The organism is Paenibacillus sp. UNC217MF, from assembly GCF_000686865.1.
Lineage (GTDB): Bacteria > Bacillota > Bacilli > Paenibacillales > Paenibacillaceae > Paenibacillus_B > Paenibacillus_B suaedae.
This window is the reverse complement of sequence record NZ_JMLT01000003.1, coordinates 529,429-549,916: the sequence shown is the minus strand read 5'-3', so window position 1 is coordinate 549,916 and position 20,488 is coordinate 529,429. Positions and strand designations below refer to the sequence as shown.

The window sequence follows — 20,488 nt, the reverse complement described above, 5'->3', positions numbered from 1 at the left end:
AGTTGATCCTATTTTCTGACTTATATATAGAAGGGATAGCGTCAAGGAAGCTGAGGGAAGTAAGCCAGAAATGGGGAAAAAGGTGTTATGCTTTTTTAAAAGAGAGTTCATCTCTTAGAGAAGCATGGACACCTTTTTTATTTGTCTATTGTGAAAACATTTTCAAAATGACGTAATAAATAATTGGATTCACCCAATTCGCTTTTATATATTGCGTATTATTTATTTATAGTATACATTAATGAAAAAGGATAAAATATACATTTTCTTAGTTGTTGGAGACGGGATGAAACAAGAACTCGGTAACAGTGGAATAGGGAGGATAACCGTGATCGCGAAAAATAAGGAAAGCACTCAATTGGCTGGTCTGTATGTAGATGAATCTCAGAGGAACCTGGCGGTTGCCAAGCTGGTGGAATCCGCTCTCTGCAACGGAGAAGGTCATCTGACTTCGACTGGCGCTTTGCAAGTCACAACGGGCAAATATACGGGACGTTCCCCGAAGGATAAGTTCATCGTCAGAGAGTCGGACACAGCAGACCATGTCGCTTGGGGCGAGGTGAATCAGGCTATCACCTCTGAGCAATTCGACTCGTTGTATAACAAAACGATCAACTATATGAAGAACCGCAAGCTCTTTGTATTCGACGGTTATGCAGGGGCAGACCTGGCTTATCGTTTGCCTGTCCGCTTTATTAATGAATACGCGTGGCAAAATTTATTCGTTCAGCAATTGTTTATACGTCCAACAACGAATGAGCTGTTAACTCATGAACCTGATTTTACTGTGATTGCAATGCCTGGCATGAAGGCGGATCCCGCTGTCGACGGGACGAATTCCGAGACGTTCATTGCGATCTCATTCGAGAGAAAGACTGTGCTCATCGGCGGTACCCATTACGCAGGCGAGATAAAGAAATCGATTTTCAGCGTGCTGAACTATTTGCTTCCCTTCCGTGGCGTCATGCCGATGCACTGCTCGGCGAATGTCGGGGAGGATGGAGACACGGCATTGTTTTTTGGATTATCGGGAACAGGGAAGACGACTTTGTCGGCTGATCCGGATCGCGGCTTAGTCGGCGATGATGAGCATGGCTGGTCCGATGCGGGCGTATTCAATTTCGAAGGCGGCTGCTATGCCAAATGCATCGGGCTGTCGCAGGAGAAAGAGCCGCAAATCTGGAATGCAATCCGGTTCGGCTCTGTCCTGGAAAATGTGTGGATTGACACCGTAACCGGTGAGGCAGATTACCATAGTAATACACTAACGGAGAACACGCGGGCCGCTTATCCGATTGATTATATTCATAACTCGATCATTCCCGGTACCGCAGGCCATCCGAATGTCATTATCTTTTTGACCGCCGATGCCTTTGGCGTCCTGCCTCCCGTATCCAAGCTGACGAAGGAGCAGGCGATGTATCACTTCCTGTCCGGCTATACATCCAAAATGGTAGGTACGGAACGCGGCGTAGTCGAACCAGAAGCGACATTCTCGGCATGCTTTGGAGCTCCATTTCTCCCCTTGAGACCGGATGTATACGCAGAAATGCTCGGCGACAAAATCACGAAATACGGTGTGAAGGTTTATTTGGTCAATACAGGATGGAGCGGCGGTCCTTACGGGATTGGCGAGCGGATGAATCTGTCGTACACAAGGGCGATGGTCAAGGCGATTATGAATGGAAGTATCGAGAAAGCAGCCTTCACTTCTCATCCTGTATTCGGCATGCTTATCCCTGATGCAGTACCATTCATTCCCCATGAACTGCTTGATCCGAGGAACATGTGGGCGGATAAATCGGCTTATGATCGTAAGGCGAAGCAGCTGGCGGAGATCTTTGCTCGCAATTTCGAAATAAAATTCAGCGATGTAGCGGAATCAATCAAGCTTGCCGGTCCGCAGGTATAATTGCTGTGAGGAGAGGGGCTGCCTCTGCGTTGTGTTCATAACGCAGAGGCAGCCCTGATTCATTTTGTGCGGGGAGACAGGGAGACATGCAGCGAAGGAAGATTGTAGGGGGGAGGGCGGCGAAATCTCTTATTTAGATAAATTAGGAGGCGTGAAGGAACTAATGGCGAGCATCATGGAGATTGAGCAAAGGCTTTCGCAAATAAAAAGCATTTTAAATAAAAAGAGAAACAAAATAGATCAAGAAATGTATGACCTAATTGATGAGCGCAGAATATTGAACAGGAAAGTATCCTTACTGAAGGGTGAAGAAACAGCTATACCCATTAAAACAACATTTCCGCAGGATGTTGGAGCTCCGCTTCCTCATGTTGTGTCAAATGGATACAAAACCTATTTATTATACTATATAGGCACTAGTAACCCCGATTGGGATGAAAGTACAAACATCATTCACGTACTTGATCCACAATCGAAAGATTATGTTGCACTTATCCAATTTGAAAGGTGTTACAGCATTAGATTCGGTGGAGTTAATGATGAAGTGTTGCATGGACATCCGCTCTATGAGCATGGGCTTGAAGGTTATGAGATGCACGAAATCAAAAATTCTTCCTGGGTAAAGGAACAAAAGAAAATCAATTCAGTACACTCTAATTTTAAGCAAGAGTTATGGGACGCGACACTATATTTTTACTTTTCATGATGATATTTTCGAGTGTATAGCCAATGAATATGTTGTTCAGGTTTTTAGAGGGAAATTAAGCAGCGTAATGCTGCTTGCAAATGAAATGTTGTTTTCTGGCTGATGCGGAAAATAAGCATACTGTCATATTCAGCATTTGTCCCCCACGCTGAAAAAAATGCGGGGCGCGACAGTTGCACCGCACTTCGGCCAATTTGGATCGAAAAGTCAAGCAAGACGGGTAGAGAGGCCGACATGTGCTAACTCCCCCGCTTAACATGTGTCGGCTTTGACGAGCCCGTAACACTGTAAGCACCGAATTATATTACGATTGCTGCTCAAGTCTGCTGAGCATGAGCCGGTAACTTCCGTTGCCATTGTGCAGGATACGCTTGACGCGCGAAATAATGGCCGTGCTTGCGCCAGTCTCCGCTTCGATTTCCATATACGTGTTGCCGTTCAACAGCAATTTGGCGACTTCCAACCGTTGGGACAGTGCCTGCAATTCTTTGGGTGTCGTCAATTCCTCAAAAAAATCATAACATTCCTCAATGCTTTGCAGCTTCATTATGGCCTCCAGCAATTGCTCAATCGCCGGGTCGCCGGAACGCTTGGCACACATATCGTCGATCAACTCCAATTCGAAATGAATACCACGAATGCGCTTACGCTTTACTTTTTGACAAGAAGACGTCTATTTCCTTCTATTTGTTCAAAAAACTTTCACATTCAATTCAATAAAGATACGCTCCACTTGTTTGCTTCCTCACTGCGATAGTGCGTCGATGCGGTTTATCCCCGCCGAATTCATGCGTATCAGTTCAGCCGCGGTTCTTCCACCGTGCGTTGGAGCATGGGCGCGTTCGAGTACACTTTTGCTAGATATTGGTATCCATCATATACTCTCAGTGGAAGCAATCCATGTGAGTGTAGGAGGATGTTGAATGAAGAGACAAGAGGTTTTCGAATTAACGGAGAAAGAGATTTTCCCAATTCAAGAAATCGACTACATTGAACTTTATACAGGGAACGCAAAGCAAGCGATGCACTATTTCGTAAAAGGGTATGGATTCCGCCCTATTGCCTACTCTGGACTGGAAACCGGAAACCGGGAGCAAGTATCGTATGTAATCGAGCAGAATAAAATTCGGTTCGTACTCTCCGGCGCTCTCTCTGACGACCATCCAATTGCCGAGTTCGTCAAATTGCACGGGGACGGGGTCAAAGATGTTGCATTGCGGGTTAGTAATGTTGAAAAGGCTTACAAGGATGCGGTCTCACGCGGCGGAATTCCCATTATGGAGCCGGTCGAATATTCGGATGAGCACGGCAAGGTCAAAAAAGCGATTATAGGCACATATGGAGATACGATTCATACGCTGATCGAGCGGGATAATTACGAAGGATTGTTCCTTCCTGGCTATCAATCCATCGAAGATACCCTTCCACATCAATCGTCCGGACTGATCGGCATCGATCATGTCGTCGGCAACGTGGAACAAATGGAAGAATGGGTAGCTTACTATGAAAATGTGATGGGCTTCAAGCAAATGATTCATTTCGATGACAAGGACATCAGCACGGAATATTCGGCCTTGATGTCTAAAGTGATGCATAATGGCGGCAGAATTAAATTCCCGATCAACGAGCCAGCGACTGCCAAGCGCAAATCGCAGATTCAGGAGTATCTGGAATATTACAAAGGAGCGGGTGTACAGCATCTAGCCCTGCTGACGAACGATATTGTCTCTACGGTTACGGCGCTTCGCGAGAACGGGGTCGAGTTCCTGAACACGCCCGATTCCTACTATGAAATGCTGACGGAACGGGTTGGAAGCATCGACGAAGATATTGCCAAGCTTCAGGAATTGAAAATTTTGGTGGATCGCGATGATGAAGGCTATTTGCTGCAAATCTTCACGAAGCCACTTGTCGATAGACCGACGTTGTTTTTCGAGATTATTCAACGCAAAGGAGCTATTGGCTTCGGCGAAGGCAATTTCAAGGCCTTGTTCGAATCGATCGAACGGGAGCAGGAGCGCCGCGGCAACTTGTAGCCCAGCGCCGCAGGAAGGAGTAGAAGCCGCATGAATATTACACCGCATGATCTGCATTGGAGAGACGCTTATAAGCTGATGATAGGCTCCATCCTGCCGCGACCGATTGCTTTTGTGTCCACGATCGATTCGAACGGTATGGCGAACCTGGCGCCGTTCAGTTTTTTCACAGCAATCTGCGCGGATCCGCTTATGATCTGCTTCGCCCCGATGCGCCGAGGGACGGACGGATGCAAGAAGGACACGCTCGTCAATATTGAAGCAACCGGCGAATTCGTGGTCAACATTGTTGGGGAACAGATTGTCGAGCCGATGAATGAGACAGCTGCTGAATTCGATCCTGAGGTGGATGAATTTCAAGTCACGGGCTTGACCCCGATCCCTAGCGAGCTCATTCGCCCCTACCGGGTTCAGGAAAGTGCCATTCACATGGAGTGCGTTCTCCATGATATCCTGCATTTCGGCGATCAGCCGGGCGCTGGCAGCCTTGTTATCGGCAAGGTCGTAATGATGCATATCAGCGACGAGCTGTATGCCGATGGTAAAATCGACATGGAGAAGCTGCTTCCGATTGGACGCATGGCCGGCCAAGTTTACACCCGTGCCGCTTCTGACACCTTCATATTGGAAAGAAAAAGGTAGTGGTATACGGAAAGCGGGAGGTTCTATGAAGTTCGTGACATTTGACACTGGAACCGGCTCGCCGCGTTCCGGTTGGCTGCGGGAAGGCTGCGTCGTCGATATGCATGAGGTCAGTGCAGGGCGGCTGCCGAGCGAATTGCTGGAATTTGTGCGCCGCCATGAGGATTATATGGAGGAGGCCGAGCGAATCGACAGCCGCCTTGGCTCAGATGCGAAGGCGATGCACTCGCTTAAGGGCATCTATCCGGCATCCGATGTCTCCTTGCTCGCGCCGCTTCCGAAGCCGCCGAGTGTCCGCGATTTCTACGCCTTCGAAGCACATGTGATCGGGGCGAGGCGGAGACGGGGACTTGATATCATGCCGGAATGGTACCAGTTCCCGGTGTTTTATTTTAGCAACCATCAGGCCATTGTAGGCCCGAACGCGCTTATCCGCAAACCGACCGCCACCTCCGCTCTGGATTACGAGCTGGAGGTGGCCTGCGTCATCGGCAAGGAAGGACGCGATATTACTGCCGAAGAGGCTGATTCCTATATATTCGGCTATTGTATCATGAACGACTGGAGTGCGCGCGATATCCAACGGGAGGAAGTGAAGGTTGGCCTAGGTCCGGCCAAGGGCAAGGATTTTGCCACCTCGCTCGGACCCTATCTAGTCACCAAGGACGAGCTCGAACGGTATCGTACAGGCGAGCGCCATGACTTGGAGATGACGGCTCGCGTTAATGGTGCCGAGTTGTCACGAGGTAATATGCGCGACCTCCACTATACGTTCGGGAACATGCTAGCGCGGGCATCGTCAGACGTCACATTGTATCCTGGGGATATTATTGGATCGGGTACGGTCGGAACCGGCTGCCTTCTCGAACTGGGGCCGGAGGTTCACCGCTGGCTGGAGCCCGGCGATGTCGTCGAATTAGAGGTCACGGGACTTGGCTTGCTGCGTAATACCATCGGTTAGGCGAAGAAGCCGCTCAACCGGTATTGAATTGGAAAGAGGAGGATTCGTGTTATGGCCTATTACCGCCGCATGGGAGACATCCCTGGAAAGAGGCATACGATGTTCCGCAAGCCGGACGGCACCCTGTACCGTGAGCAAGTGATGGGAACGAAAGGGTTCTCCGGCATTCAGTCGATCTTGTATCACCATTATCCGCCGACGGCTATCAGCAAGGCGGAAGTGCATGCCGCCTTCGATATTGAGTTCGAAGAGCAGGGAGCGCTTCGCCACCGACATCTATTGACTGGCGATTGCATGGATGCGGACGACGCCGTCGCTGGCAGACGCTATATGCTTGGCAATGAGGATCTGCTTATCGCGACTGCGAATGTCAATCAGCCGATGGATTATTTCTACCGGAACGGGGACGGGGATGAACTGTTGTTCGTACATGAAGGAGAGGGTGCCGTGGAGACGATGTTCGGCACGCTCCATTACCGTCCAGGGGATTATATCAACATACCGATCGGCACGATCTATCGCGTCATACCGGAGCTGGGGGGCGGACGTACAAAGCTCCTGGTCGTGGAAACGAACAGTTGGATTACAACGCCGAAGCGCTATCGCAACCCGCATGGCCAGCTTTTGGAGCATAGTCCGTTCTGCGAACGGGATTTCCGCGGGCCGGATAAGCTGGAGACTTACGCTCAGCTTGGTGAATTCGAAGTAAAAACGAAGTCTAGAGGATATATCCATCTGCATATATTCAACCATCATCCTTTTGATGTTGTAGGCTGGGATGGGTATTTGTACCCGTGGATTTTCAATATTGCCGATTTCGAGCCAATAACGGGCCGCATTCATATGCCGCCGCCGATTCACCAGACCTTCGAGGGGAATAACTTTGTCATTTGCTCCTTCGTGCCTCGATTATACGATTATCATCCCGATGGAATTCCTGCCCCCTATTTCCACAGCAATGTAGACAGCGACGAGGTGCTCTATTATGTCAGGGGCAACTTCATGAGCCGCAAGGGAGTGAAGGAAGGCTCCATTACCTTGCATCCATCAGGCATCCCGCACGGACCGCATCCTGGCAAGATCGAAGACAGCATCGGCAAAAAGGAAACGACAGAGCTTGCGGTCATGATCGACACGTTCCGTCCGCTGCGCGTTGTCAAGCAAGCGCTGTCCTACGAGGATAGTCAATACATGTACAGCTGGTGCGCGGGTTCGCCGGAAGCGTCGCGAACCGTGTAGGTGTGAGCATGAGGTGTAAGATACGCTGATGAAAGGAGCGCATGGCATGAAGGATAGGAAAGTCGTGCATTCCGCCGCTGAGGCGATAAAGGGAATTCAGGACGGCGCTACCTTGATCGTGGGTGGATTCGGCCTATGCGGGATCCCCGAGCTGGCTATTGCGGCGCTGAGAGACAGCGGTGTAAAAAATCTGACCGTTGTGAGCAACAATTGTGGCGTGGATGATTGGGGGCTCGGTCTCCTGCTCGCGAACCGCCAGATTAAGAAGATGATCTCCTCATATGTTGGGGAGAACAAAATATTCGAACGCCAGCTTCTGAACGGTGAGCTGGAGGTTGAGCTCGTTCCGCAGGGCACACTGGCTGAGCGCATTCGCGCGGGCGGAGCCGGTATCCCGGCCTTCTATACGGCTACCGGCGTCGGCACGCCGATAGCGGAAGGCAAGGAGCTTAAAGAGTTCAACGGCCGAACATACCTGATGGAAGAGGCGATTGTCGGCGATTTTGCGTTCGTGAAGGCGTGGAAGGGGGATACGCTCGGAAATCTGATCTACCGGAAGACAGCCCAGAATTTCAATCCACTGGCAGCAGCAGCAGGGAAAATTACAATTGCCGAGGTGGAGGAGCTGGTCGAGCCGGGACAATTGGATCCGAATCATATTCATACGCCCGGTATCTATGTGCAGCGGGTACTTCACGGAACCGGATATGAAAAGCGGGTGGAACGGCGCGTTGTCCAGTCGGCGACGCAGCAAGGAACGGAGGGATTCGCATGAGTGATGCACGTCAAGCCATCGTGCGGCGAGCAGTGCTGGAGATTGCGGATGGGATGACAGTCAATCTCGGCATCGGCATGCCGACCCTCATTGCAGGCATCATTCCGCCAGAGTTCGATGTGATGCTCCATTCGGAGAACGGCCTGCTCGGCATCGGGCCATACCCATTGGAGGGGAGCGAGGATCCGGATCTGATTAACGCAGGCAAGGAGACGGTAAGCGCTGTGGAAGGGGCGTCCTACTTCGACAGTGCCGAATCGTTCGCCATGATCCGCGGTGGTCATATCGATCTTGCCATTCTGGGCGGGATGGAAGTATCGGAGCAGGGTGATCTGGCGAATTGGATGATTCCTGGCAAAATGATTAAAGGCATGGGAGGCGCCATGGATCTAGTGAACGGTGCCCGGCGCATCGTCGTCATAATGGAGCATGTGAATAAGCATGGTGAATCTAAAATCAAGCGCGAGTGCAGTTTGCCGCTGACGGGAAAACGAGTCGTCGACAGGTTAATTACCGACTTGGCCGTATTTGATTTTACCGAAGAAGGCATGGTCTTGATCGAGACACAGCAAGGAGCTGACGTAGAAGAGATTCGTCACAAAACCGAGGCGACGTTCCGAATAAGCCCAGCATTGAACGCGGCGAACGCAACGCCTCGGGCATCGGAGTAAAGGGCTAAGGAGGAGCGTGTATGCAAGTGTCTGTCAAGATCCCGACAAGAAAAGAAATCGAGCCGCTCGGCGTGTACGTGCCGGGAAAACCGATTGAAGAGGTAAAAAGGGAGTTCGGCCTTACGGATATCATCAAGCTCGCATCTAATGAAAATCCATACGGCTGTTCGGAATTGGCCGCCCAGGCTATTGTACGCGAAATGGAGAAGTGCGCCTTGTATCCGGAAGGAACCGCTCCCGAATTGGCGGAGAAGCTGTCAGCTCATCTGGGCGTGGAGCCTGAATATTTCATTGTCGGCAATGGTTCCGACGAAATTATCCGTTTACTGACGCGGAGCTATATCGCCGCCGGGGACGAGGCGATAATGGCCGATGTCACATTCCCTCGTTACGATACGAACGTTCGTATTGAGGGCGGCATTCCCATTGCGGTGCCGCTCATCGAGGGCGTTCATGATCTGGACGGCATGTTGAAGGCGATCGGCAGAAGGACGAAGATGATCTTCATATGCAACCCGAACAATCCAACAGGGACAATTGTGAGGCGAAGCGAGCTGCTTGCATTCATCGAACAGGTACCACGACATATTTTGCTGGTCATCGACGAGGCATATTACGAGTATGTGTCCGACCCGGACAACTTACAGACCATACCTCTGCTTGCCAGCTATCCCAATCTGGTCATCTTGCGCACGTTCTCTAAGATTTATGGCTTGGCTGCGCTGCGAGCAGGCTACGGTATGATGCATCCGAGCATCGTGCAGGAGCTGATCAAGGTAAAGGAGCCGTTCAATTCGAATCGAATGGCGCAAGCTGCGGCTCTTGCCTCACTGGACGATACGACGTTCGCCGAAGACTGTGCCCGGCGGAATGAGGCGGAGAGAACCAAGCTGGTTGCGGAATTGAAGCAGTTGGGTCTGTCCTGCTACCCATCGCACGCCAACTTCCTGATGGTGAAGCTGAATTGTTCTGGTGACGACGTATTCCGCTCGTTACTGGAGCGGGGCGTGGTGGTGCGCGCGGGCAGTTTGCTTGGCTATCCGGATACGATTCGTGTATCCATAGGAACGGAGCAGGAAAATCAAGTGTTCATCGAGGCGCTGCGGCATATTCTCGATCCTTGCGTCAAATCGGTTTGAACCAATCGGGCGCTTCTTTATTGCTGACCTATGTTCGTAAAGTTGTATTGAGATATAACGAGCTATGTTTGCATAGCGATGACTTGAATGATTATCTATTGCACTTAGTAACTATCGATGGTTATCAGTAAATATCAATGTCTATCAGTTACTATCGGTGACTATTAGTCACTATCAGTGACTAAATAATGCATTGCAGATGGGGGTGGCGATCTGTCTGACGTTGTAATTGCAAGCGCTGTACGAACGCCGATCGGTGCGTTCATGGGCGGATTGAGCGAAGTACCGGCTGTTGAACTGGGAGCGCGGGTTATCACAGAAGCACTGGTGCGAGCCGGGGTGCAGCCGGGATCGGTGCATGAAGTGATCATGGGCAATGTGCTGCAGGCGGGCAGCGGCCAAGGGCCAGCACGTCTGGCCGCAATGAAGGCAGGGCTTCCCTGCGAGGTTCCGGCCGTTACGATTAACAAAATATGCGGCTCAGGTTTGAAGGCGGTCATCATGGCTGCGCAGGCTATCAAGGCTGATGATGCAGATCTCATTGTTGCGGGCGGCATGGAAAATATGTCGCTTGCGCCCTATGTATTGGCGCAAGGCAGAACGGGATACCGGCTTGGGAATGGGGTAATTGAGGACAGCATCCTCAAAGACGGACTTACCTGCTCAATATGTGACATTCATATGGGCAAAACTGCGGAAAATATTGCGGCGAAATATGGCATTGCGCGAGAAGAGCAAGATGCCTTCGCTCTGACGAGTCAACAGCGGGCTCGCGAGGCATGGGAGCGCAGTGAGTTCTCCGCTGAAATCGTGCCAGTGGAGATTCGAACCAAGAAGGGGCTGGCGACGATTGAAGCCGATGAGCATTTCCGTCCTGATGTGACGGCTGCTGCCCTGGCCCGACTCAAGCCTGCATTCCAGCCAGACGGCACGGTAACAGCCGGAAATGCTTCCGGCATTAACGATGGGGCGGCAGCGCTAGTGGTCTGCTCTGGGCGTATGGCGAAGCAGCTTGGGCTGTCCGTGCTGGCGCGCGTCCGCGGCTATGCCTGCACCGGCGTGGATCCAGCCTATATGGGCATGGGCCCTGTATCAGCCGCGCAGGCGGCGGTAAAGAAGGCGGGCATGTCGCTGGCGGATATTGACCTGGCGGAAATAAATGAAGCTTTCGCCGCCCAATCGATTGCCGTCATCAATGAGCTTGGGATCGATCCAGCAATCGTCAATGTGAACGGCGGTGCCATTGCACTCGGGCATCCGATTGGCGCCAGCGGTGCGCGTATCCTCGTGACGCTGTTGCATGCCATGAAGCGCAGGCAAGCAGCCACTGGGCTCGCCACCTTGTGTGTCGGCGGCGGCCACGGCGTCGCTGTCATCGTCGAGCAAGTGTAACCTTTCCATTACGTAGCACCTCCGATTCCCATTGAGTCGGAGGTGTTGTCGTCTGATAGAGCTAAGGAAGAATAAACATGAATGAAGTCGTGAAGGGTCTAAGATGATATGGCTTTATTCTGTATCCGATGATGTGGACAAAATGGCTCCATCGTGGTCAAGTTTAAATGTGAAATATTGTATAATGATAAAAGGCAGTATATCTCAAGCAGTATATTTTAAAGAAAAAAGGAGGAAAAGCATGAAGCAAACCCCATCAGTTGAAGCTTTGTTTAAACCTTTCTCGATTGGCCCACTAACGCTGAGCAATCGCATTGTCATGGCGCCTATGACGCGCATGTTCTCTCCAGAGGGTATTCCAGGGGAGGATGTGGAGGCGTACTATAGACGTCGTGCAGTGTTGGGCTTATTATAACGGAAGGTACAGTCATTAATCATCCTGCAGCAGCGTCACACCCGAATATTCCGAGATTTTATGGAGAAGACGCCCTAGATGGTTGGTCTAGGATCGTTCAGTCGGTACATAAGGCGGGGGGAAGAATTATTCCACAGCTATGGCATGTCGGAACCCAGCGCGCAGTTGGGCAAGCGCCGAATCCAGAGGCTTTGCCTATTGGCCCATCGGGTATAACAGCTGATGGCTTGAAGGTGAATGAACCGATGACGAAGAACGAAATTGACATGGTAGTGGATGCATTTGCTCAAGGTGCAGCAGATGCGCAAAGAATTGGCTTTGACGGTATTGAGCTCCATGGGGCACATGGCTATCTTATCGACCAATTTTTCTGGGAACAAACGAATCAACGAAAGGACGAGTATGGAGGCGGGATCGTAGAACGGACGCGTTTTGCAGTTGAGATTGTGAAAGCTTGCAGAGATGCTGTTGGCCCAGACTTCCCGATCATTTTCCGTTTCTCTCAATGGAAAATAAGACCCTTTACGGCTAAATTGGCCTATACACCAGATGAGCTGGCTCAATTTTTATCTCCGTTGGTAGATGCAGGGGTAGATGTATTTCATTGCTCGACTCGACGTTTTTGGGAACCTGAATTCGAAGGTTCTTCTCTTAATTTAGCTGGATGGACGAAGAAGATTACAGGAAAACCTGTAATAACTGTAGGCTCTGTGGGATTAGACAGTGAATTTTTAAGTTTCTTTGCGGAGGGTAAAGGGGCTCAGAATGTAAACATTGACGGCTTGATCGAGAGACTTGAGCAAGATGAATTTGATTTGGTAGCGATAGGCCGGGCTTTGCTCGTCGATCCCGCATGGGCTGCAAAAATACGTGATGGAAGTGTGGATGAGCTGCTTCCTTTTACCAAAGAAGCGTCAAAGGTATTATTCTAATATGTTCGTTTCCTACGTCAAAAGAAGCCACTCTTGGAAACATCCTCTACGTTGATGGTTATTATGAATACTTGTATAACTTTGGATGACATGAATGTCAATGAAAAGAGGGTTTCTCTTGTCTCCACGTACAAAGGAACAGGACGAAGAAATTCGAAAACAGCGAAAACAAGAAATATTGCAAGCAGCCATACTTGTGTATGCAGATAAAGGATATTCAGCTGCCGAGGTTGGTGATATCGCTGCAAAGGCCGGACTGGCGCGCGGTTTGATGTACCATTATGTTGATTTTCCACTTCTAGATACGACCGTATCGAGTTCCCAATAGACAAAACTACTACATATCTATCTCTTCTAGTCGTTGGCTGTTTGCAAGACACTATACACTCCTGATAAATCGTCTTAAAGCTGTGCACTCTAATAATGAAAAATTGTGAATAGCCCTGTTGGTTTATTCTGTACAAATGGTGTCGCGAAGATTTCCATTTTACATAAAATCCAACAGGGCTTTATTTCTAGTGTCTTATTTCATCTGAGAATTCGTCATTTCTAATCGCCGTCATTCATCCGATGATACGGACAGAGTGCTTCCATCATGGCTACGGTTTCCTTGTCTAAGTCTTTATCTCGTTCCAGCAGACCATTCGTCACGATTTCAAATTTCTCTTCTTTCATATTTTGTCCGAATTTATACTTGGCTGATAACTCATGCACGTTGATGCGGACAACGGAGGTGCTTTTGATCTGACCCGTATAGTCTGGATCCTCCGGATCAATCGGAGCATAGCCTCCCTCTGGCTGAAGCTTCTGCATAAAGGCGGTCAATGCTTTCGCTTTCTCTGTTAGATCCGACACCTTTTCCGCATGGCCTTTGATCAGAACCGATTTGAAGAAGGCTGTTGCAGGGCAGGCCAGCTTCGCTTCAGTGAAATAGGAGGGAATGATTGCGTACTCCTTCGCCACAGAGAATGTAACACGTTGATCTGCCTTGATGTTCTTCATCTTGCGTCCTGATACGCTGCCGTGAAAATAAATAAAGCCGTTGTGATATACAAAATTAAGCGGGGTAAGCTCTGGCCATCCATCCTCATTGATCGTCCCGAGAATGCCAAAGCTCATTTCTTGCATAAATTGCTCGGTTTCCACTGTGTCCATGACTTCGAATTCTTTTCTTCGCATTAACAAAGACCTCCTCCGATTACTCCATTCGATCTTGTTTGTGTAGTATTTAGCTTACCTCACGAATTGACAATGAAAAAGATCCAATTTAGATTAGTTTTACTAGACCATTGGTGACGGAGGATAAGTCTATGCAATTCCACATTCCTTACCATTCCTATCTGGATCAATATCCATCCAAACGCCTCGCACTGTATCATGCCATCCGAGATTCCATTGCCGCACAAGTATTTGTAAAGGATACAAGACTGCCATCGAGCCGGGAAATGGCTGCCCTGTTCGGGCTATCTCGGGGAACTGTCAATGAGGTGTACGATATGTTGTCTGCTGAAGGTTATATTTCAAGCGGGGTGGGAAAGGGAACCTTTGTTGCGTTCCAGCCCTCAACCAAGAGAGGAATTGATACTCCCTGTCAAGAGCTGAACGTATTGTCCGACTGGGGGATGCGTCTGAAGGAGATCGAGGAACGGCGGGATGAAAATAGCGGAATACGCATCAAGGCCGGCTTGAGAGTAGCGAATTTCAAAGAGTTCGGTCCTGGTACACAATGGTTTCCGGATAAAGAGTGGAATCGCAGCTTGTATGCGCAGGCCAGATTGCTGCACAGCAGTGACCGAATGAACCGATTGGTGTCCACATTAGGCGATGATAGGCTTAGAGACAGTATTGCCCAATATATAAGACGAGCACGGGGCATAGCTGCTGATCCGAGTCAGGTGATTGTGTTCAATGGTTCGAAGCAGGCACTCGCTTTGACGGCACAGTTGTTCATTAGTCCTGGGGATCGCGTAGTTGTTGAGAATCCGGGATATACGGGAGCCATACATATCTTTCAGACGCTAGGGGCGAGCTGTGTTCATGCACCTATTGATGGACAGGGGATAATACCGTATGATTGGCAGGCTAAGCTGCTTCTTGTGACGCCTAACCGCCAGTTTCCGACAGGGGCTGTGTTGACAATGGAGCGCCGTCAGCAACTGCTCGCTTGGGCTTCGGAGAACAATGCGCTCATTTTGGAAGACGATTATGACAGCGTGTTCCGTCATCGGGGCAAATCGCTGGAGCCGTTGAAAGTGTTAGATAGTGAGGGTCGAGTCATCTATATCGGAAGCTTCAGCAACACGCTGCTCCCACATATACGCATCGGTTATGCGGTTGTGCCGACATCGCTCGTCGCCGTGTTCGTTAAAGCGAAGGGGGTATTCGAGCCGAATCCGAGCAACTTGCTGGAGCAGCGCACGTTGGCTTCTTGGATGCACAATGGCCAATATGAACGGCATCTACGAAGAATGAAGCGGGTGTATGGGAAGAAGTTCAAGCTGCTGCAGGATCTGTTGACGGCACATGTATCGCACTTGTTCCATTGGATCGAAGCGGATGCCGGATTAAGCATTTTCGGATGGTGGCGAGGCAGCATAGAGCAATATGTCACGTTTCGTACAAAGTGCTCGGAAGAAGGCATTTACTGGTCTGATACCTGCATTCAGGAAGAAACTGGTGAAGGTATGAATCAGTATGGTGCGTACTTTTATTTCCCTCGAATGTCTGAAGAGGACATGATTTATGGGGTTATGAAGATGAAGGAGATTTGGGCGAGTCTGGTGGTGGAAGGATGAAGGCAAGTGTCAGTTTAGCAGACAGAATAGATAGCGCGAAGTGTTGAGGAGAACGAACAGATTGTCTTCCCTTGTGTGCGAATCGAATTTTACGCTTTCCGGGTTACACGGTCTTAGATCGGCTTCACCCTGCATACAGTGCAAGGAGGGAGCGTGATCCAATGATCGAGAATGAGAAGATAAAGAGATATTATAAGCTGAAGCAGCAGCAAAAGGAAATTGAGGATGAGCTGTCGGCGCTGCGAAACGATATTATTCAATACTGTGAAGAGCAGGGAGAGTCAGAGATAGACGTGGGCAATTTGCATGTGAAGCTGGTTCAGCAACAGTATAGACAATATGATGATGCCAAGCTGTATGCGGCTCTGCCTGACCCGGAAGTATGGCGCTTGCTGTCCAAGCCGGATACTGCGAAGATAAAGAGCTTGATACAACTAGGTGTCATTTCAGATGAGAGCATTTCAGACACGTACAGCGTGCATCCGAAGGTATTGCTTCATGTGGATAAAAAGTAATTGATTTCGGGAAAATCGAAGTAGAGGGCATCGGCAAAGCAAGGATACTGTCGATGTCTTTTTGCTGTATGGAGCAAACGATGCTCATGGAGGGAATGTATCTGAAAATCGAAATTCATTTATTTTTCAGGAAACATTTTACATATATTCAACGTATAAGAAGAAACGAAATATATGAGCGTCATCGATAGAGTAGACAACATGGAGAAGGCTAGTAGGTTGCTAGATTTGCAATCAGCATTCGGGATGTTCTTCATTTACACACCGATTATGCGAGGTGATTCATAATGTGTTATCTTCACTGCCCCCATGATCTTCAAATGCTTGAGAAAATCGAACGACTTAAAAAGCAACTTATTTCGATTGTCAATGAAAAGAACGATTTCAAAGATGATGAGGTTGTGAGGATTAGTCAGGAATTAGATGTGTATTTGCTGGATTATCAAAAAAAACGATTGTTCGCTTCTACTTCTACCTCTGCTGTACCTGCTCAGAAGCAGAGGAAAGAGTCGATGGCGGAGTAGTACGTACATCCTCAAACTGCTGTCGACTCTTTAGACTCTGTAGACATCAATACAACAACTGGGTATACCACTTGGTAAGGTACAAACTACCCATATAAGTACCATTCGTCAATCCATGGATAATCCCCATAGTGCTCGCGGATAAAACGAATCACGGAGTCAATCATCTCCCATGCTCGCTGATAGCATGGATATTCATTCAGCTCCATATGAGGAGTAATCGACCCTCCAGTTGGTATCACGCTTAAATAGGATACAATCCGTTCTTCCTGCAAGCTGCCGAAGCGGGTAGTAGATAAAAAAGTAGACAGCCACTTGTCATGTGGATAGCTCTTTCCATCCAAAATATAGGACAGCTGACATAGCTCCCTTACAATCTTGGAGCAGTGCAGACTAGTGGAAATCGCATCGCCGCGCTTCAGCGGATGCCGCATCCAATCGAGCGTAAACTGCAAGCTGAGGTATAGAGGCTTGATAACCTTGATCGGATTGGACAAGAAGTGAGCAGATTGCTGCGCAATTGTATGCTTGAATCGTGACTCAGGATCATGAATAGGGATCGCCTGCTGGAATTCCCACACCTGCGGATAGTTATTTTCCCCGTAATATCCTTCTAACATAGTGAACGACTCAAAGTGATAATGGCCCTCCCAATCTCCAATCGGTTGGAATGCGTTATCTTTTGTCGTGCTTAAACCTGCTTCCCGATATCCGCTGATAATCGCTTGTCGAATATCTTCGTCACAGAAGAACACAAAATCAATATCCGAATACTGATCGCAATTGCCGCGGGATACACTGCCCTTCACGACAAGTGAACATTGATCCCAGTAGTGAGAGAGGACAGGGTGTCTGGATAGATCATTGGCATGTACATAGGCTTGCTGCAATAGCTCTTTGCTCTTGTCATTCATAGATGGACCTTCTCTCAATCTAGTAGTGTAAAGAATACGGATGCTCTTTCGATTGTAGTTCGAAGGAGAGATCAGTGCAAGGACGTTGATAACGGGTGCATAGCGAGCTCCATCATAACGCCGCCCGAATATCATTCAGCAAGTAGCGCTGACTTATTTCCTCCAGGCGTGCGAACTCTTCTTCCAGCTGATTTTTCAGGTTGCTGTCAGGCACATATCGCGGTGTCAGTACTTGATGATGCTGTAGACTCTGTAATCTGTACGGTGTCGGCGGATGAGTGGAATCCAATTGTACAGTGATGGAATCGCGAATCCGTTGGATTCGTTTCTGCTCGCTTGTGGGGACATGCTCCATCTTTTGGCGGAATTCCCCGAACAAATCCGAATTAAAGCGGTAGCGTGCGATTTGTTCAGCCGTCAGCCAGAATACGGGAGCGAAGTGAGATTTGCTTAAGGCCGAGCATGCGGCATCTGTTCCTGCAATCTCGCCCGCGACTCGGTCGGCCAAATACTCGGCGCGCTGGCTCTCATCCCAGACCGTAATACCAAGGCCGTAATACAGGATGAAAATCAGATTGGCCAGCTGCAACTGGGCATATCGCATCGGTGTGGAGATAGGCCTGAGCACTTCTCCTTCTTCGCAGTATGGATATACGAACTCGTACCACGAAGCCATAATTCGCCTCGCTGACACGATAAACCAGGAACGGGTCACATCCTTATGCGCATGATGCGCGGTCTCGTGGGCGAGGATTGCGATCTTCTCCGATAGACTCAATGCCGAAAATAGAGGTACTCCAATCCCGATGATCTTGGTTCGGCGCCGGCCGAACTTGGTAAAGTACGCATTGTATGAATTCGTCATCCGAATCTCGTCGATCGGCGGTGCTTGAACGGCCGCGGCAATGTCATCGGCGAGACGATACAATCCGGGATATTCCTCCCGCCGCAGAGGCTGGCCCGACAGTCTCCACCTGGAGGGCAGCATTAAGCCGATGAATAGTAGAAACGGGACAATGGCAAGCATAGTAAGCAATAACGAATTGCTATAAAAAAACCAATACACCGCAATAATCGGTAGACTGAAGGTACCTGCAAGGATACTTCCGGCTAACAAATAAGCGAGCGCTTTACGCCAGGTTAAGGGATACGTAATCCGATCAGTATGCAGATTCTCCTCAAGCAATAGCTGTGATTTTTTGACTCCCATGCGGTAATTGAGCCGTTCCACAAGGCCTAGTGAAGAGATGGGGCGCCAGTCCGGATCGATGTTCCAATTGCATTCCTCGCACCAGGTAACATACCCCGGCACGGATTCCATTTTGTGCCCGCATTCCGGGCAGTATTCCGTCGTTTGATTGGTCATTTTCTCACTCCAACATGAAGGATTCATAAAAGCTTCCTTATCATGTATCGGTAAATGACACCAAAACGTGAATCGCATGGGAAATTAGGGAGGGGCAATCTGACGTCTGATCAACATTATAGTTCTGTCATAATAAAAATTAACGATGCTGCGTTTCTTCATGAATATAGTGCCGCTGCCATTCGGGGTTCCATGTACGATGGAACTCGATTTCTTTTTTATATACAGAGAATAAATGGAAATCCCATTTCCAACCTATGAAATCATGAAAATAAGTGATAAATTAATATACCGTCTACTATGTGCGTAAATATGAACATGAACATCGACATGAACATCAATGGAAAAGAGGAAATGGATAGTGGAACTAGGTATAAGCACGTTTGTTGAGACTACGCCTGATGTGAATACCGGAATCACGATTAGCCACGCAGAGCGGCTGCGGCAAGTGGTCGAGGAGATGATCCTCGCAGATCGGGTAGGGCTGGATGTATATGGGATAGGGGAGCATCATCGTCCGGACTTTGCGGCATCCTCTCCTGCGGTTGTATTAGCTGCAGCAGCAACTCAGACGACAAGAATTCGGCTGACAAGCGCAGTGACGATCCTGTCGTCTACCGATCCTGTGCGTGTATTTCAAGACTTTGCAACTGTGGATGGCCTCTCTAATGGTCGTGCAGAAATTATGGTTGGTCGTGGTTCGTTTCTGGAATCATTCCCTTTGTTCGGTTGTGATCTGAACGATTATGAAGAGCTGTTCGATGAGAAGCTGGATTTGCTGCTGCAGATTCAGAAGTCGGAGAAGGTGAACTGGAGCGGGAAGCATCGCCCTGCGATTCATGAACTAGGCATCTATCCGCGTCCTGTGCAGGAGCAATTGCCAGTGTGGATTGGAAGCGCCGGAAGTCCGGAATCCGCGGTCAGAGCAGGGAAGATGGGACTTCCATTCGTTTTGGCGATCATCGGACCAGTGAAGCCGCTTGATTATGCATCTCAGGCTGAACTATACAAGAAAGCTGCTGCGGAAGCAGGCCACGATGTAAGCCGTCTAACGATTGCATCGCATTCTCATGGATTTGTCGCGAAGGAGCAGAAGCAAGCAATCGAGACGTTCTTCCCGTCCACATTTGCAAGAACGAATGTGAGAGCGAAGGAAAAAGGAGCGCCTCCTTATACGAGAGCGAATTACGACGCGGCTTGCAGCCCTGAGGGTGCTCTCTATGTTGGCGATCCCGAGACGGTAGCCCAAAAAATTATCGAGCTCCGTAAGCATGTAGGGGTTACGCGATTCATGCTGCATATGCCGCATGGCACTATGCCTCACGAAGAGGTTATGGAAGCGATACGGCTGTTCGGAACGGAAGTTGCGCCGCGTGTCAGAGAAGAAGTAGCACGCTGGGAACAAAATCAAGGTTGAGCTGGATGCGAAAAGACGCTGCCTGAATGAGGCAGCGTCTTTTTTATCGTTTCTAACCGTAGTTTCCCGTAACCCAGCCAATACATATGTAGGTTTATGGAAATGCATGCTTGTTCATTTGAATCAGCCATCGATAT

19 protein-coding genes and 1 pseudogene are annotated in these 20,488 nt (G+C 49.2%); 16 read left to right on the top strand and 4 right to left on the bottom strand.

Annotation, left to right across the window (positions count from 1 at the left end; all coding sequences use genetic code 11):
* Positions 1-286 precede the first annotated feature (286 nt).
* Complete coding sequence (gene pckA, locus BP95_RS0102630; protein ID WP_419181949.1) at positions 287-1,912, top strand: phosphoenolpyruvate carboxykinase (ATP); 1,626 nt, start codon at positions 287-289, stop codon at positions 1,910-1,912.
* Positions 1,913-2,075: 163 nt separating this feature from the next.
* On the top strand, positions 2,076-2,618 hold the full coding sequence (locus tag BP95_RS29420; protein WP_021256901.1) for a hypothetical protein: 543 nt from the start codon (positions 2,076-2,078) through the stop codon (positions 2,616-2,618).
* A 304-nt stretch (positions 2,619-2,922) separates the two neighbouring features.
* Here the strand turns inward: BP95_RS29420 and BP95_RS0102620 are convergent, their stop codons facing one another.
* Complete coding sequence (locus BP95_RS0102620) at positions 2,923-3,219, bottom strand: YerC/YecD family TrpR-related protein (RefSeq protein WP_021256900.1); 297 nt, start codon at positions 3,217-3,219, stop codon at positions 2,923-2,925.
* A gap of 322 nt (positions 3,220-3,541) precedes the next feature.
* Between BP95_RS0102620 and hppD the strand changes: the two genes are divergently transcribed.
* The 10 genes and pseudogenes from hppD (at position 3,542) to BP95_RS0102570 (ending at position 13,148) form a co-directional block, all read left to right on the top strand.
* A complete protein-coding gene (gene hppD, locus BP95_RS0102615; RefSeq protein ID WP_021256899.1) occupies positions 3,542-4,654 on the top strand; it encodes a 4-hydroxyphenylpyruvate dioxygenase in 1,113 nt (370 codons plus the stop codon).
* A gap of 30 nt (positions 4,655-4,684) precedes the next feature.
* A complete protein-coding gene (locus BP95_RS0102610) occupies positions 4,685-5,296 on the top strand; it encodes a flavin reductase family protein (RefSeq protein WP_028531332.1) in 612 nt (203 codons plus the stop codon).
* Positions 5,297-5,321: 25 nt separating this feature from the next.
* Positions 5,322-6,257 (top strand): fumarylacetoacetate hydrolase family protein, encoded by a 936-nt coding sequence (locus tag BP95_RS0102605; protein ID WP_021256897.1) that lies wholly within the window; start codon positions 5,322-5,324, stop codon positions 6,255-6,257.
* Between the two features lie 51 nt (positions 6,258-6,308).
* Entirely contained in the window at positions 6,309-7,496 is a 1,188-nt protein-coding gene (locus BP95_RS0102600; protein WP_028531331.1) for a homogentisate 1,2-dioxygenase, read from the top strand.
* Positions 7,497-7,542: 46 nt separating this feature from the next.
* Positions 7,543-8,271 (top strand): CoA transferase subunit A, encoded by a 729-nt coding sequence (locus BP95_RS0102595; RefSeq protein WP_028531330.1) that lies wholly within the window; start codon positions 7,543-7,545, stop codon positions 8,269-8,271.
* Complete coding sequence (locus BP95_RS0102590) at positions 8,268-8,942, top strand: 3-oxoacid CoA-transferase subunit B (protein WP_021256894.1); 675 nt, start codon at positions 8,268-8,270, stop codon at positions 8,940-8,942. The genes BP95_RS0102595 and BP95_RS0102590 overlap by 4 nt, the downstream gene beginning before the upstream one ends.
* A gap of 20 nt (positions 8,943-8,962) precedes the next feature.
* Positions 8,963-10,081 carry a histidinol-phosphate transaminase gene (hisC, locus tag BP95_RS0102585; RefSeq protein ID WP_028531329.1) on the top strand — a complete coding sequence of 373 codons (1,119 nt, stop codon included), beginning with the start codon at positions 8,963-8,965 and terminating at the stop codon, positions 10,079-10,081.
* A gap of 213 nt (positions 10,082-10,294) precedes the next feature.
* Complete coding sequence (locus BP95_RS0102580; RefSeq protein WP_028531328.1) at positions 10,295-11,473, top strand: acetyl-CoA C-acetyltransferase; 1,179 nt, start codon at positions 10,295-10,297, stop codon at positions 11,471-11,473.
* 241 nt (positions 11,474-11,714) lie between these two features.
* Positions 11,715-12,820: pseudogene (locus BP95_RS29415) on the top strand (NADH:flavin oxidoreductase).
* 118 nt (positions 12,821-12,938) lie between these two features.
* Positions 12,939-13,148 (top strand): TetR/AcrR family transcriptional regulator, encoded by a 210-nt coding sequence (locus BP95_RS0102570; RefSeq protein WP_028531327.1) that lies wholly within the window; start codon positions 12,939-12,941, stop codon positions 13,146-13,148.
* A 221-nt stretch (positions 13,149-13,369) separates the two neighbouring features.
* Here the strand turns inward: BP95_RS0102570 and BP95_RS0102565 are convergent, their stop codons facing one another.
* Entirely contained in the window at positions 13,370-13,999 is a 630-nt protein-coding gene (locus tag BP95_RS0102565) for a pyridoxamine 5'-phosphate oxidase family protein (protein WP_028531326.1), read from the bottom strand.
* Between the two features lie 131 nt (positions 14,000-14,130).
* On the opposite strand from BP95_RS0102565, the gene pdxR reads away from it, so the two are divergent.
* From pdxR to BP95_RS34165, 3 genes are all read left to right on the top strand, one after another.
* On the top strand, positions 14,131-15,615 hold the full coding sequence (gene pdxR, locus BP95_RS0102560) for a MocR-like pyridoxine biosynthesis transcription factor PdxR (protein ID WP_028531325.1): 1,485 nt from the start codon (positions 14,131-14,133) through the stop codon (positions 15,613-15,615).
* Positions 15,616-15,776: 161 nt separating this feature from the next.
* Positions 15,777-16,130 carry a hypothetical protein gene (locus BP95_RS0102555; RefSeq protein ID WP_021256887.1) on the top strand — a complete coding sequence of 118 codons (354 nt, stop codon included), beginning with the start codon at positions 15,777-15,779 and terminating at the stop codon, positions 16,128-16,130.
* A gap of 287 nt (positions 16,131-16,417) precedes the next feature.
* On the top strand, positions 16,418-16,654 hold the full coding sequence (locus BP95_RS34165; protein WP_036666505.1) for an aspartyl-phosphate phosphatase Spo0E family protein: 237 nt from the start codon (positions 16,418-16,420) through the stop codon (positions 16,652-16,654).
* Positions 16,655-16,740: 86 nt separating this feature from the next.
* On the opposite strand, the gene BP95_RS0102540 is transcribed toward BP95_RS34165, so the two are convergent.
* Complete coding sequence (locus BP95_RS0102540; RefSeq protein WP_028531324.1) at positions 16,741-17,568, bottom strand: hypothetical protein; 828 nt, start codon at positions 17,566-17,568, stop codon at positions 16,741-16,743.
* A gap of 112 nt (positions 17,569-17,680) precedes the next feature.
* Positions 17,681-18,934, bottom strand: coding sequence for a M48 family metallopeptidase (locus BP95_RS0102535; RefSeq protein ID WP_028531323.1), 1,254 nt, complete (start codon positions 18,932-18,934; stop codon positions 17,681-17,683).
* 361 nt (positions 18,935-19,295) lie between these two features.
* Here BP95_RS0102535 and BP95_RS0102530 point away from each other — a divergent pair, with 361 nt between their 5' ends.
* Positions 19,296-20,351, top strand: coding sequence for an LLM class flavin-dependent oxidoreductase (locus BP95_RS0102530; protein WP_021256883.1), 1,056 nt, complete (start codon positions 19,296-19,298; stop codon positions 20,349-20,351).
* Positions 20,352-20,488: the final 137 nt, after the last annotated feature.

Coding starts and splice junctions, on each gene's coding strand:
- pckA (WP_419181949.1), top strand. CDS start 287: ATGAAACAAGAACTCGGTAACAGTGGAATAGGGAGGATAACCGTGATC.
- BP95_RS29420 (WP_021256901.1), top strand. CDS start 2,076: ATGGCGAGCATCATGGAGATTGAGCAAAGGCTTTCGCAAATAAAAAGC.
- BP95_RS0102620 (WP_021256900.1), bottom strand. CDS start 3,219: ATGTGTGCCAAGCGTTCCGGCGACCCGGCGATTGAGCAATTGCTGGAG.
- hppD (WP_021256899.1), top strand. CDS start 3,542: ATGAAGAGACAAGAGGTTTTCGAATTAACGGAGAAAGAGATTTTCCCA.
- BP95_RS0102610 (WP_028531332.1), top strand. CDS start 4,685: ATGAATATTACACCGCATGATCTGCATTGGAGAGACGCTTATAAGCTG.
- BP95_RS0102605 (WP_021256897.1), top strand. CDS start 5,322: ATGAAGTTCGTGACATTTGACACTGGAACCGGCTCGCCGCGTTCCGGT.
- BP95_RS0102600 (WP_028531331.1), top strand. CDS start 6,309: ATGGCCTATTACCGCCGCATGGGAGACATCCCTGGAAAGAGGCATACG.
- BP95_RS0102595 (WP_028531330.1), top strand. CDS start 7,543: ATGAAGGATAGGAAAGTCGTGCATTCCGCCGCTGAGGCGATAAAGGGA.
- BP95_RS0102590 (WP_021256894.1), top strand. CDS start 8,268: ATGAGTGATGCACGTCAAGCCATCGTGCGGCGAGCAGTGCTGGAGATT.
- hisC (WP_028531329.1), top strand. CDS start 8,963: ATGCAAGTGTCTGTCAAGATCCCGACAAGAAAAGAAATCGAGCCGCTC.
- BP95_RS0102565 (WP_028531326.1), bottom strand. CDS start 13,999: ATGCGAAGAAAAGAATTCGAAGTCATGGACACAGTGGAAACCGAGCAA.
- pdxR (WP_028531325.1), top strand. CDS start 14,131: ATGCAATTCCACATTCCTTACCATTCCTATCTGGATCAATATCCATCC.
- BP95_RS0102555 (WP_021256887.1), top strand. CDS start 15,777: ATGATCGAGAATGAGAAGATAAAGAGATATTATAAGCTGAAGCAGCAG.
- BP95_RS34165 (WP_036666505.1), top strand. CDS start 16,418: ATGTGTTATCTTCACTGCCCCCATGATCTTCAAATGCTTGAGAAAATC.
- BP95_RS0102540 (WP_028531324.1), bottom strand. CDS start 17,568: ATGAATGACAAGAGCAAAGAGCTATTGCAGCAAGCCTATGTACATGCC.
- BP95_RS0102535 (WP_028531323.1), bottom strand. CDS start 18,934: ATGACCAATCAAACGACGGAATACTGCCCGGAATGCGGGCACAAAATG.